The 13,348-nt window shown below is 69.0% G+C and carries 9 protein-coding genes and 1 pseudogene; 7 read left to right on the forward strand and 3 right to left on the reverse strand.

Translation table 11 applies throughout. The features are described 5' to 3' along the window. The first annotated feature begins 405 nt into the window (after nucleotides 1–405). On the forward strand, nucleotides 406–1,413 hold the full coding sequence (locus ACIQCJ_RS16965; RefSeq protein ID WP_402711770.1) for a hypothetical protein: 1,008 nt from the start codon (nucleotides 406–408) through the stop codon (nucleotides 1,411–1,413). Between the two features lie 617 nt (nucleotides 1,414–2,030). On the opposite strand, the pseudogene tap reads toward ACIQCJ_RS16965, so the two are convergent. After that, nucleotides 2,031–4,258, reverse strand: a pseudogene (gene tap, locus ACIQCJ_RS16970) (telomere-associated protein Tap). Between the two features lie 254 nt (nucleotides 4,259–4,512). Between tap and ACIQCJ_RS16975 the strand changes: the two are divergent. The 6 genes from ACIQCJ_RS16975 (at nucleotide 4,513) to ACIQCJ_RS17000 (ending at nucleotide 11,519) form a co-directional block, all read left to right on the forward strand. Beyond that, nucleotides 4,513–6,378 carry a hypothetical protein gene (locus ACIQCJ_RS16975; RefSeq protein WP_402711771.1) on the forward strand — a complete coding sequence of 622 codons (1,866 nt, stop codon included), beginning with the start codon at nucleotides 4,513–4,515 and terminating at the stop codon, nucleotides 6,376–6,378. 269 nt (nucleotides 6,379–6,647) lie between these two features. Next, nucleotides 6,648–6,980, forward strand: a complete 333-nt coding sequence (locus tag ACIQCJ_RS16980; RefSeq protein ID WP_051675299.1) for a trypco2 family protein — start codon at nucleotides 6,648–6,650, stop codon at nucleotides 6,978–6,980. A gap of 10 nt (nucleotides 6,981–6,990) precedes the next feature. Further along, complete coding sequence (locus ACIQCJ_RS16985) at nucleotides 6,991–9,186, forward strand: serine protease (protein ID WP_402711772.1); 2,196 nt, start codon at nucleotides 6,991–6,993, stop codon at nucleotides 9,184–9,186. A gap of 88 nt (nucleotides 9,187–9,274) precedes the next feature. Next, on the forward strand, nucleotides 9,275–9,760 hold the full coding sequence (locus ACIQCJ_RS16990; protein WP_402711773.1) for a hypothetical protein: 486 nt from the start codon (nucleotides 9,275–9,277) through the stop codon (nucleotides 9,758–9,760). Between the two features lie 50 nt (nucleotides 9,761–9,810). Next, on the forward strand, nucleotides 9,811–10,848 hold the full coding sequence (locus ACIQCJ_RS16995; RefSeq protein WP_402711774.1) for a helix-turn-helix domain-containing protein: 1,038 nt from the start codon (nucleotides 9,811–9,813) through the stop codon (nucleotides 10,846–10,848). Between the two features lie 101 nt (nucleotides 10,849–10,949). After that, nucleotides 10,950–11,519, forward strand: coding sequence for a DUF4240 domain-containing protein (locus ACIQCJ_RS17000; RefSeq protein ID WP_402711775.1), 570 nt, complete (start codon nucleotides 10,950–10,952; stop codon nucleotides 11,517–11,519). 178 nt (nucleotides 11,520–11,697) lie between these two features. Here ACIQCJ_RS17000 and ACIQCJ_RS17005 read toward each other — a convergent pair whose 3' ends face one another. After that, nucleotides 11,698–11,895 carry a hypothetical protein gene (locus ACIQCJ_RS17005; RefSeq protein ID WP_402711776.1) on the reverse strand — a complete coding sequence of 66 codons (198 nt, stop codon included), beginning with the start codon at nucleotides 11,893–11,895 and terminating at the stop codon, nucleotides 11,698–11,700. Between the two features lie 114 nt (nucleotides 11,896–12,009). After that, a complete protein-coding gene (locus ACIQCJ_RS17010; protein ID WP_402711777.1) occupies nucleotides 12,010–12,972 on the reverse strand; it encodes a hypothetical protein in 963 nt (320 codons plus the stop codon). Nucleotides 12,973–13,348 lie beyond the last annotated feature (376 nt).

Here is a 13,348-nt window from a genome sequence, read left to right on the forward strand (position 1 = left end):
CCAACAATGCCCACTGCCTTCGGAGTCCTGTGGTCTTGGAGCGGCGGGGCGGGTACTGAGGGCTGGGCTGTCAGACGTTCGGCTACGGCCGGTGCACGGTGCACGGCACGAGATGCTCGCCCTGTGGGACGCGTGCCGTCACGCGCTGGCCAACGGCCGGTACGGCAGCCTACTGCTTCCTCCAGCCTCGCTCAGCAGTTGCTGTTCGACGCGTTGGACTGAGACGCCTGACACTCAGACGACGATACCCAAGCGACATTCCCCCGCAGACCATCGTGGTGGGCAAATGTGCAGCCGCAGCTGCGGTTGGGCGATTGGGCTGCGCGGATCGCACGGAAATATTGGTGCGGCAGGGCACCGTACGCCGTCACAATCTCAAGCACATGACGATCCCCTGGAGTTGTAATGGCGCAGCCTCTTGATCCGCTGACAGTTCAGCGGCTCGCGTATGTCCGGTACCTGTACCGCGAGGGGGTCGAGCAGAGTGGGCAACCCTCGCCACTGCGCTCCCGGGCCATCACGTCCTTCCACGACGCGGTGGAGAACTTCATCGGCCTCGCCGCGCAGCATTTGGGCGTGGACCTGAAGAAGAACGCGGAGTTCCTCAGCTATTGGGAAGCAATCAAACCGGTCTATGAACTCCCCAAGAAAGATCAGATGAGGCGCCTCAACGACGCCCGCGTCGCTCTCAAGCACAACGGAACCTTCCCCTCCGCGCACCAGATCGAGCAGGCCCGCGAGACCGTTGTCGATTTCTTCACCACGGTCACCCCCAATATCTTCGGCATCGAGCTCGACACCATCGACATGGTCGACCTGCTAACTCAGCACGAGGTCAAGCAACTGCTGCGCGACACACAAACGCATGCCGAGATCGGCGACTACGTCCAGGCCATGGCCGGCCTCAACCTGGCATTCCAGGCACTGCTCACCAACTACCGGAGCGGTGAAGGGGCAACCGGATGGTCAGCCTTCAGCTTCGGTGAGAAGCCCTCCCCTTTCGATGAGCCTCGCGGGGAGTATCGGGACCCTGGTCTCAGGCGACTCGAGAAGCTCGACAACTTCATGGCAATCACCCAGGACACTCTGTTGGCCGCCATCAGTCTCGGCATCGACTACGCGAGCATGGCCCGCTTCCACATCCTGACCCCCCAGGTCCGCACCTACGGAAACGGCGACAAGCGCTACTACATCGGAAGGGTCCTGGAGGAGGTAACGTCCGACGACTACGACTGGGCGCGGCACTTCGTCATCGAATCGAGCCTGCGCGCGGCAAAGGCGGATGATCTCCAAGCCATGGAGAAGAAGAGGTGGGAAGCCAACCGGAAGACCAGGAAACCCCTGCCTCATCGTTTCTGGACTGGGCCCATCGAACCCGAGGACAGGAGCGCAACCGTCTTCGATTCCCTGTGACACCGGCGACCTGAGTGCGCTGCACGGTGATGACGGCCGACCAGGGCCGCCAGACTCTCCCCGGAACGGGTGTGCCCGGCAGCTCCACTGCGGGGCACACACCGTACGACGTCGCGCACCAGGTTGTCGGTTGTCAGAACGCGGTCCAGACCATGTCCGGCCTCGATGGCACGCTGCCGTGAGCCTTCACCCGCCCCACACTCGGCCGCTGCAGCCCCGGAACCAGCCAGCCTGGACACGCAAGAGCCATCATGCGCTGTCACTGCCGCCGTCCACGTACCAGTCGCTGGCTGCCAAGGCCAACCGTTCCACAGCATGGAACTCGTCCTCTGGCCAGCACAAACTCTGCATCCGCCATAGCAGTCTGCGTGAGAATGACATGGCCCTTCGTCACTCATGTCAGCAACAGGTGTGCACCACCCGTCAGCACCAACTACCAGGTCACTGAGCCTGCGCCACTGACACTCAAATGACGATGCCCAACTGACACTCCCCCGCAGACCATCATCTCCGTCTTGAGCAGGAACCGCATCTGTGCCTGCGCGGACTTCGGAATGGGGCGGGTCGCGGTGTTCGCCGCGGCCCGCGTCAGTGCGTCTTCGATCTCGCCCACGTCTCTACTCCCCGTCGTCCAGCGTGTCGTCGCCCTTGATGTGCCGGGCCGGGTTGTGCTGCTGCTCCAGGAGCTCCACCGCCCACAACAGCGGCTGCGTGCCTTCGTGTTTGACCATGCCGGGCGAGACGCCGAGCCGGAACGTGCCCGGCGCCGGCTTCCCGGCCGGGTCGTAGGGCAGGACGTCCAGCGGCGAGGGTCCGGCGGCCGGGTAGACCGCGCAGTCCGAAAGCAGCGCGATCGGCAGCAGCGCGTCCTCACCGAAGGTCACCGCACCGGTGGGCGCGGGGCCGGCCTGCGTGGCCAGGGCGGTCTTGACCAGCTTGCGGTGCATGTTGACCCGGGCCGCCGAGATCACCGCGGCGCGGATGTCCGGGCGCCAGGTCGGGCGCTCCAGCGCCGACCACCGCTCGCCCGGCCGGTACCTGGTGCCCTGCGGGCGCTCGCGCAGCTTGCCGATGCCGCCCTTCACGGTGGACTTGATCGCGGACAGCACCGCGGCCATGCTCGGGTCGCCGTCCTTGTGGGTCTCCATCGCGGCCAGGAACGCGGCCGGGGACAGGTCGGCGGTGATGCCGAGGTCGGCCATCGTCTGCTTGTACGCCTCCGCCAGGTGCTTGTACCAGGGGTCCAGGTACGGGCCGGTCTCGCGCCGCACGTAGGCCACGAGCGGGCGGAGCTCCACCGGCAGCCCGAACTGGTCGATCAGCTCCTGCGCGTACGCCACGGTCGGGGTGGCGTACCAGGCCGGCCCCTCCGGGCGGCGGCCGTGCGGCGTGAACGGCGACGGCAGCCGCGGGTCCAGCTCGATCCCGGACAGGTCCACCAGCCAGGAGCCGGGCACCGCCTTGTCGAACCGCGGCGCCTTGACGTACTCCGGTCCGGACAGCCCGACCACCAACCGGTTCGCGGCGGCGAGGAAGGCGGTGTTCACGTCGACGCCGACCGCGAACGCCTTCGCGCACTCGGCATCGGTGAGCAGCTCGGTGGGGCGGATCCAGTCGAACGCCTCCTCATCGAGGACTTCCGCCGCGGTGCGCGGCTGGGCAGGCGGGTACAGGCCGTGCACGACGGGGTGTTCATCCGGGGCCTCCGGCGGCGCCGGGTCGACCGCCGCGGTGAGCGAGCCCGGGACCGGCCCGGACACCCAGGCGTCGGTCGTGTCGTCCTTCACCGCGCGGGTCGGCGGCCGCAAGGCGGTCATCAACTCCAGGCCCGCGACCGCGGTGGAGCCGCGCGGGGTCAGCACCCGGGCGGCGTAGGCGGTCAGCACCCGGGCGAGCTCCGCCAGCGCCAGCTGGTCCGCGTCGCCCCACGCCCGGGAGTCCAGCGCGCCCCACGGCAGCACGGCCAGCTGCACGCACTGCCGCTCGCTGCCCTTGGCCGGCCGGTAGATCCTGGCCCACGGCCCGAACCCCCGCTTGGTGAGCTGCCACTTCGCGCGGCCGATCTGCTTGACGACCTTGTGGTCCTCCGGCAGCCGCATCGACCGCCGGTCCTCCAGGTGCTCTGGCAGCCCGAGCCGCATCGCCGCCGCGGCGGTCACCACGATCAGCGGGTCGGAGTCCTTGCCCGCCCGGTGCAGCCGGCTCGCGCCGAGCCGGGCTTCTGCCAGCGTCCAGGCCACCAGGTCCGGCACCGACGTGGCCGGACACTGAAGGACCAGGCCGCCCGCGCAGTACAGGGAGCCGTCGCCGTCCAGCACGCCGAGCGGGCCGTGCGCGAACCGCGGATCGACCGCGGCCGCCGACGGCGCGGCCGCGGCGGCCTTCGCGGTGGCCTTGCGTGCGGCCGGGCGGCGCGACGTCGACGTGCTCCTGGCGGTGGTCGTCGGACGGGGCGCGGCGGCCGGAGCGGGGGTGGCGGGCGTGGTGGTCGGCTGGGTGTTCTCTTGGTTCGTCATGATCGCAGCATCGGTCGCGAGGCCTGTGGATAGCGGTCGCGCTTCCGGCGCCTGCTGCGGCGCGTCGGCCGACGCTGCGGGGAAGCGCTGAGCGAGGCCTTCGAGCAGCCGGGCGTAGGCGGCGCGCTGCGGCGACCGCGGTTCACGCTGCCCGGCCTCCCAGCTCCCGACCGCCTCACGGCGGGTGCCGAGCGCGGTCGCGATCTGGGTCTGGCTCAGCCCCGCAGCCTCCGTAGCCGCCTGCGCTCCACAGGTGGCGGAAGGTCATTGGACGGGACCTGTTGCAGCAGTGCATCGACAGCGCTGAACAGCTCGTTCTCGGTGGGCATAGCTCACCTCCATGCCGCAACCTACCATGGATCACACATTGAATCACACATGAATCACACGTTAGGGAGAAGTGGGAACGGCATGTTGCCGGATGCGTCCTGCCCGCACCCGCCTCGGAAGGGGCGCGGTGTCGGAGGGTGACGATATGTTCGTTAGTTGATGGGATGCCGTTCGTTTCAGTGCGAGTTGACCTTTTCGCCGGTCACGGAGAGCTGAAGGCGGCTGCGTAGTTTTGCTGGCAGAGAGGCTGGCGATGGCGTTCGACAACCGGCAGATCCAGACTGCGGTCCTGGACCGCGCGGACTCCGATGAACCGGTGGTGTGCCCGACCGAACTTGATGAGCTGCTCGCCTTCCGCGAAGAGCACGCAGGCCACCGGTTCTTCTGCGGTGAGCTGTTGGGCGGTTGCGGCTTCGAGTTGGGTACGCGCAGGGGTGAGAGCCGGGTCTGCCACTTCTACCACTTGGCCAACCCAGACCGGCCGGCCTGCGGGCGCAGGGAGAAGACTGCAGGGGTCGCCAGCGCCGACCACTTGTACATCCTCAAGAGCACGAAGTCCTGGCTGCGTGGGCAGGGCCGTGACCCGAAGTACCGGTTCTCCGGGCACGACGACACGGCCCCGCCCGGATCTTTGGTCGACATTACGAGCGAGGGGCTGAACCTGCGCTTCCACAGCGACCCCGCGCTGCCCCTGGACTGGGGTGGCGAGGCCGGGCCGGAGCTAGTGCTCGGTCCGAACGTCCGCGTTGACAGCGCGACGCTGCGCCGCCGTGGGTACGTCAACCGCTTCATGATGCGCAGCGAGGGCAGCAAGCGGGTGCTGCTGTTCTGCACCGTGTTCCCGGACAGCGGAGTCAGTGAGTGGTACTCCCTAGAGCGGTGCGAGATCACTGCGGAGGGCCGCCTAAAGACCCCCGCGCTCGAGGGATTTGTCGCGTCGGCGCCGCCGTCCGGCGATGCCGTGCCCACCGCGGACGCCGATGCCGGTACTCGCGGACCGGTACAGATCGGAAGCCTCGTGCGTCTCCTGGCTGCTGGCAGGCAGGGCGGCCAGGTCAGCGCTGTCCGTGGTCTACTGCAGGCAGCCGAAGGTGCGAAGGCGCGGTGTGAGGGCATTGCGCTGGAGAAGCTGGAGGAAGCCGCCGCGCAGGCGCAAGACTGGTTGGACGAGCGGGACAAGAACCGCCGCTGGGTCTTCCGCCGGCTGCGCGAGGCAGTCGACTCCGAGAGGGGCGGCGCGGTCGGAACCTGGCTCAAGGAGGCCCGGGAAGCGGTCCGCCGGGACGACGCCCCCACCGAAGAGGAGGCGGCACTGCTGGCCGCCGCGGAGTCCATCTGGACCCGCTGGCGCGGCCGGACGCTGCAGACCAGGTCCCGGGTGCAGCCCCGCACTCTGTCCTGGATCCCGCCGAACGACGTGCAGCGGCCGACCCCGGCGCGGCCGGCCCCCAAGCCGGTCAAGACGGCCAAGGCTGCAGACACCCAGAAGGCCAAGCATGCGCGCCGGGCCGCCCGGGTTGAGATCACCGCGTTGCTGGCCCGCCTGGAAGCAGGCGCCCCCACCATGTCCGCCACCGAGTACGGAACTGCTCTGGAGGACCTGGAACGCGCCGAGGCCGCTGCTGGACACGTCCCCACCCGTCAGCGTCACGACATCGCCCGCTGGAAGGCCGGGAAGCCCAAGGGCGAGCAGTCCGGCAGTAGCACGGTGCCCGCCCAGCCCACAGCTGAGTCGCGCGGCCACCGAGCCGGTATCGCCGGGGTACTGTCGGCCGACAAACTCGACTCTGCGGCGGCTGCCGTGTGCGGGGCGCTGAAGAAGGCGGCACGCGCAGGCGAGACGACCTCGTGGTCCCGTCTGCGCACCCAGCTCGGGTCCGCTCTGCCGCGGATGACCCCTGCCGAGCGGCTGGACGTGCTGATCCGCGTCGACCAAGCGACGCCGCCGGACCAACCGCTCCTGTCGGCCCTGACCGCGGCGGGCGACCCGGAGATCGCCTCGCGGTTCCGCAGCGTCGCAGCAGCCCTCGGCCGTGACATCCCGATCGACGACAACGAGTTGCGCACGGCCATCTCCAGCGAAGTCCGCCGGCTGTATGAGCTGTGGCGCCACCAGTAACTCCGCTGGCCGCCCACCTTCCGGAACGGGATGTGTCTCACGCCGCATGCCGAACTGCAGTGGTGGTGCGCGCTCCAACAGCGAGCCGTAGCCGTCGAAGCCGTCCTCGGGTGCGCACCGGACTGACCAGCCCGGTGCAGCATCCGGCGCGCCGCCGACGGTCGGCGCCGGGCTGGACGCCCGGATTCCTGATCGGCGCGGGGCCGCCTTCCCTATCCACGAACCGGTCGGCAGACTGAACCCGTCACGGAAATCACGCCGGGGGTCACATGGAGTTAGACGGAACTGAGCTGTCCGAAGCGATCAAGGCGGTTCGCGCCGGACTCGTAACCGCCCAGCAGGACGGGGACGGCTCTCCCGTGCGATTCACCGTCAAGGACGTCACTCTCGATCTGGGGATCGAGCTACGCCATGAAGCGTCAGCCGGCGGCGGGATCAAGGCGTTCGTCGTTTCCGCCGATGCCCGTGGGGGGCGTGCCCGTTCGGTGACCCACCGTATGACCGTCACGCTGGAAGTCGAGCCCGCGCCGGGCGGCCGCCGAACGGTTATCGGTGACGAGCGGGGTCTGGATCCGGTCCCCGTTCCTCCTGCAGGTATGTAACGGCGTTCCGGTGGAGCAGCGGACCGTCGAAGTTATCAATCCGCGTGTGTCGATGTTCGGTTCGGGCTGCCTGATCGCGCCCGGAGTGGTGCTGACCGCGCAGCATGTGGCCTGCCCGGGTGGGGACATGCAGCCCGTCACCGTCCGAGACAAGGCCGGCCGGACAGCGCAAGCCGAGGTCGTCTGGGCAGATGCGGCGCTGGACGTCGTCTTACTGGCCTCGGATCACTCCGTGCTGGGGACGGATCTCGCGGTCGCCCGTTGGGGAGAACTGACCTGTGACTATCCGGCCGCGCGGCCGATGTGCACGATGACCGGCTTCCCGCGGGCGATGCGGCTGGCGTTGCCCGATGCCCCGCAGACATTCGTCGCCGACCTGAAGACCGTCGACGGGCACATCAAGCCCGCTACCGGATCCCGGAGCGGCCACTACGGCTTCGAATTGAGCGATGCCTCCGCTGGCTCAGCCGACCTGTGGCGCGGCATGTCCGGGGCTGCAGCGTTCTGCCACGACATGCTCGTGGGAGTCGCGACCTTCGCCTCGGACCACTGGCCGTGCGGACTGCTGTACCTGATGCCGGCCGCACGGCTGTTCGCGTCGCCCGGCTTCACTGACGCGGTCACCTCCGTGACGGGGATGGCCCCGCAACTGCAGCCCGCCGACTTGAGCGTGCTGTTCACCGACGTGCCCGACCCGCAGCTCTCCTCCTCCTCCTCCTACCTCCTCCACGCGCGCTCGGCTGTCGTCCCCATGTCCGGCATGACCGGCCAGCTCGACACGCTGGACGCCTGGTGCCGTACCAGCCGCGCTTCGGACATCACCGCTGTCACCGGCATCGGCGGCGTCGGCAAGACCCGCCTGGTCACCGAGTTACTCCACCGCCTGGCCCAGCCCCGCCCGGAGCAGCCCACCGCACGAGGATGGACCGGCGGATTCCTTGCCGACACCCCGCGCTTTCAACCCCCGCCTTACGGCATGCTCGGCGCCAGCAAGTACCCGCTGCTGATCGCCGTCGACTACGCCGAGACCCGCCGCACCCAGATCGACCAGGTCCTCGACATCCTCGCCGCGCGCCGCGGAGGCCAACCGGTGCGCCTGCTCCTGCTGGCCCGCGGCCACGACAACTGGTGGCCCTCCCTGCGCCGCGCCCGGCAGGGCACGAGCGTGATCAGCACCGGCACGCCCGTTGCCATCGAACCGGACGACGCACTCAGCGACACTGACACGCAATCCGTCTTCGACGACGCCAAGCGGGCCTTCAATGAGCGCATCAGTGCTCTGCGAGCCGCCGGGCACCAATGGGCCACGTCGCCCCTGACCCCCACCTCAGGCATCAAGGAAGGCGACGTCTACACGGGCAGCGCGAACCCGGACGACGACAGGATCGTCTCCTTACACATGGCGGCGCTCGCCGAAGTCCTCACCACGCTCAACGACTTCTTCGCCCGCCACGAAAAGCCCATGGACGTTCTGATCGCCCACGAGATGAGCTACTGGCGCAGGATCGTGGAGGCTCGTGGGCTGTTCTTCGACGAAAAACTGATGCGCACCCTCGTCTGCGTCCAGGCTGTGGCCGGCGCCCGCAAGCAGGCCAACGCCCAGGCCGCCGTCGCGGCCGGCTTCGACGTGCACTACAGCGGCTTCCCCAATACGGCACCGCACGACGAAGCCAGGCTCGCCGCGTACGAGGACATCCTCACCGCCGCCTACCCCTCCGGCGACGGAGCCCACTGGGGCTCCATGGGACCCGACGTCCTCGGTGCCGCCCTGGTCGCCGAAGTAGAAGAAGCCAGCGACCGGCAGTTCATCGAACACCTCCTGCCCCACCCCAACCTCTCGCCGGAGCAACGCCATCAGAGCCTGACCGTCGTCGCCCGGGCCATACCGGAGCAACCAGCTCTCGCCGCCGGCGCAGCCCGCGCCGTGGCTGCGGCCCCCCAGCAGCTTCTGCCCCTGGCGGCCAGGACCGTCGCCGCCGAACTCGCCCCTGAAGTTGCCCGTCCGTGGCTGCACGAACTGCAGGAAGCCCTCACCGAACGGGCCCGGCAGCCCGACGCCGACCCGCACACCTCCGCCTGGGCCGCCGACGTCGTCAACACTCACCCACCTGGAGACCGGACTCGAGGACTACTTCGACTCGGTCGACGCACCCCCACCACCCGGCCGCGACTCCGATCCAGACGACCCGCCGGAAGACGTCGCTGACCTGGAAGAACCCGAGAGGCAAGCGGAGCTCACCCCCCGCGCCGCCGGACCGGCACCGCTGACCCCCGTGCCGGCGGCACCCCACGTATTGAAGACTGCCGGCGCCCACCAGGCCACCCACCCGGCCACACGGACCGTCCTGACCGCCCTGGCGCTCGCCCACCTGACGCTCGTAGCCTTCGTGACCGGCAACGTCGCCTACCTCTCCGACGACGCCAGCGGACCGAACTACTGGCTCCTGCCCCCCAGCATCGTCCTCTTCCATCTGGTGGTCGCCCTGCTCTACGGACATCTCCGAATGCGACGTACATTGATAGACCTACTACTGCTCCTGGGGGCACTCGGGACGACCGTGCTGGTCGCGGTGGTCTTCAGCAACATCCACGGCATCCATCTCAACCCCTTCCTCCTGGGCACGGCATGGGCCGGTGTCTTCTCACCCGGCCTGCTGGCCCTCACCTACGCCATACGCGCCTGGCTCGACGACCTCCTGCGACAGCCGGATCTGCCTCTCAGACGGGCCAAGGCGTCGGGGCCTTGCGGGCCCCCCGAATACGCGCTGGAGGGGCGCTGAGCGCAGTGTTCACGCCGCTCACAGCGCCGCCCTGGTCCATGCTGGGCCCCGTGAACATCGAAGACGTACGTGCGGCGCTCAGCGCGGGAGACCTTGCGGCACTGATAGGCCTCGACGAGTGCGGATGGATGGACGTGAAGTCTGCGCCCTACATGGTCGACAAGGGGCCCCACCACAAGGAAGAGCTTGTCAAGGACGTCGCTGGCTTTGCCAACACCGCGACCGGTGGGCTGCTCATCATCGGCTTCAAGGTGACCAAGGCCAACGGGGTGGAGACCGTCTCAAAAGTCAACGCAGTGCCACGGACGCTGGTCGACACTGAGACGTACCGCAAGCTGATCGACGAGCGGGTCTACCCGCACATCGAGGGCCTGGAGCTGAATTGGGTCAAGTGGGGTGATGACAAGGGAGTGTTGAGCATTGACGTCCCAGCTCAGCCTGCCAGCGCGCGCCCGTTCGTGATTCCGGCGCCTATCGGGACGGACTCGCAGTCAGTCACAGGTCTCGCTGTGCCCGTGCGACGGGGAGACCAGACTGTTTTCTGGAGCCGTCAGGAGGCTCACCGCCAGTTGTCCGCAGGGTGGGTGGCCATCGGAGCCCCAACTGCTGACGACAGCGGCGTGCATCGGGCGACCGAGGGGTCCGTCGCACTCCACGGGAACACCGCGGACCGGTCCAAGACGCAGCGGATCCTCGCTGCGATGCCCTTTGACGCGCCCTGGCTCCGCATGCTCCAAGGCCGGCCAACGATGCGCAGGGTCAGGGCGGACGTCACGCGAGCGATCGACACGGCCTGGGATGCCCTCATCACCGACAACGACATCAAATTCCTCGATCCTGAGCTGGCGAACGCGCACGCTACGTTCATGGACAGCCTCCGCCGACTGATCGACGAACTCGACGGCATGCATGACCCGGACAACGGCTCCAGCCCCCCGGCCTACGTAGAGGTCCCCCCGGAGTGGAAGCGCTCTGACCCCGAGCGGTACCAGCAGACGTTGGCCGACCTGTCTGGGGCTCGTGACGCCTTCCTTGAGGCGCGCACCGAACTCATGAACTCGCTGAACCGCAGGGGCCTCTTGAGCTGAGCGAGACCCAGTCCAGTCCTGCTTCTGCAATGGACAGGGCACTTTCCCCGGCAGCGGGGCCCACGGGCGTCTGTCGGACCTGGATGGCAGAGTGACCGGTCATGGAATCGGAAGACTTCTGGCAGCTCATACAGGCCGCTAGCTCGCGCACCACGGCGGAAGGCTCCTTCGACCGGGCACTGGTCGAAACACTGACAGCACGTTCGAAGCGCGAGATCCTCGAGTACCAGGAGCGCTTCGACGCATTCCGTGGCGCCCTGTATCGGTGGGACGTCTGGGCAGCGGCATATCTGATCGGCGGCGGCTGCTCCGACGACAGCTTCACCGACTTCCGCGCTGGCGTCATTGCCGAAGGCCAGGCCTGGTATGAGCGCGTAGCCGCCAATCCCGACAGCCTGGCTGAGCACCCGCTCATCGCCGCAGCAGCAGAGGCGGGCCAGGACCACGTCCTCTTCGACGAAGAAGTGAACTACGCCGCCGCCGATGCGTTCGGGCAACTGACCGGCGACAGGCACGACTTCTACGAGGCATGGGACCAGTACCGGAAGGCCCAACCTCATGAGCAGGCCGCGCAGGACATGGGCGAGGACTTCGACTTCGACGACGACGAACAGATGCACCGCCGACTGCCGCGCCTCGCTGCGCTCTACCTCCCGGGCAATTCCGTATGAGGATGGGAAACGAACACCCTGACGATCGGCCAGCTACCCGCTGATCAGCGGGTTCCGCCAGTGCCCCTCAGTTCGGCAGGCTCGGAGAAACCCAGGTTTGCTCCGGTACCGTTCAAGAGGCCGGGACCGTCGTCAACGAGTGGACCAGCGCCTGCGCGCTCCAGCGCAGCTTGGTGCCCTAGGCTGGCGAGTCGAGGACGACGCCCAGGCGGCCGGTGTCCGAGTCGAACTTCACGGCCGGGACGTGGCCGACGAGCTCGGGCGCGGCCGCGGCGAGGACGCTGCCGCCGGCTGCCGGGACGGTCAGGCCGCGCTCGGTCATCATCATGCCGATCGCCTCGCCGAGTCCGAGCGGCTCGCGGCCGTCGCGCCGCACCGCCTGCCGGGTGCGCCGCTTCGGCTCCTTTCACCGCAGCGCCGTCCTTCTTCGCCTGTTCCCAGGCGGCCAGCAGGGCCTGGCGGGCCAGGTCGACCCCGCTCACGTCGCTGGTCACGCGATCACCGCCCCGGCCGTCGCGGCACGTGCGGCGCTCTGCTCGCGCAGCTGCTCCAGGCGCTCGTTCAGCAGGAACTGCGCGGTGCGCTCCCTCGCGGCATCAGCGGCCTTGGCGGCCGCAGCGAGGGCGTCCGCGCCATTGGGGTTGGCACGGAACCAGCGGCGGCGCTGCTCGGTCGCGTACGCCCGCTCCGCCTCGGCTTCGGCTTCCGGGGTGCGGGCCAGCATCTCCAGTGCGCACCGCCGGTACTCCGGGGCCGCCTGCTCCGCCACCTGCAGCGCGGTCAACGCCTGCGCCAACGCTGTCCGGGCAGGGTCTGACTCCATCTCGCCCGGCTCCACCAGCTCCAGGAACTCGCGCCAGGCGACGCCGATACCGGCGTCCAGCTCTGCCCGGACGTGGTCGACGACGTCGGCGACGTCGCCCGGGTCGTCCAGGGCCGCCGACCAGGCAGCCGCGACCAGCCCGGCCTCCACGACCAGCGCCTCGGTGCGGCGTCGGCAGTCGCACGTCTCGCACAGCCCGCCTGCCTGCGACTGCCCGCAGTCGGTGCACGGCAGCGCCTGCCGGGCCGCTTCGGCGACGGCCGCGGCCGCGCGCTCGGCATCGGCCCGCTCCAGGTCAGCCACCCGGGCCGCATCCCGCCGGGCCTGCTCGGCTGCCGCCTGCTCCCGCCGCCACGCGAGGTCTTCGGCCTCCAGGGCGGCCTGCGCGCGCAGCCGCTCCTCGAGGACCTGGCGGCGCTCGGTCTCGGTCAGACCGGGCAACTGCGCCTCGACTTCCGCCGCGATCCGGGCGCGGTGAGCACGCCGGATGTGGACCACGTTGCCGCAGTTGGCGCACTCCGCGCCGGTGTCCAGCCGGATCCCGTCGTCACACCGCCGGTCCGAGCACGCCTGGCGGAGGACCAGACGCCAGCATGGCCGGGCCCGGTCGATAACTCCACGTAGATCCATGATCACGGAACATTAGGGGGCGACGTTCCGCGGCCCTACCCCAACTCCCCTGTCGGCGGGCGCCGATGATGCCACCTTGTACCTGTTTGAGGGCAGAAACGCCCGATCCCGCCGCACCACCCCCGCTGGCACGCGTCAATGGACCCGACGGCCCCACAGCCGCCGCCCTTTCTGGTTCGGAAGGGCACCAGCGCCCGAACCGTGCCGAGATCCTGGAACGGGCGCACACGGCTCCCGCCCCGGCCTCCGTCCGGGCGGGGGCCGTTCAGCACCCGTCCCGGCCACCCCGACTCGCCGGACCCGCCGATCGCCTCACGGACCGAATCCGGACGCGGGGCAGCGCCACCGGCCGAGAAGACCACGGTGCCCCGTACCG

Source organism: Streptomyces sp. NPDC093221, assembly GCF_044753885.1.
In the GTDB taxonomy this organism is placed as follows: domain Bacteria; phylum Actinomycetota; class Actinomycetes; order Streptomycetales; family Streptomycetaceae; genus Actinacidiphila.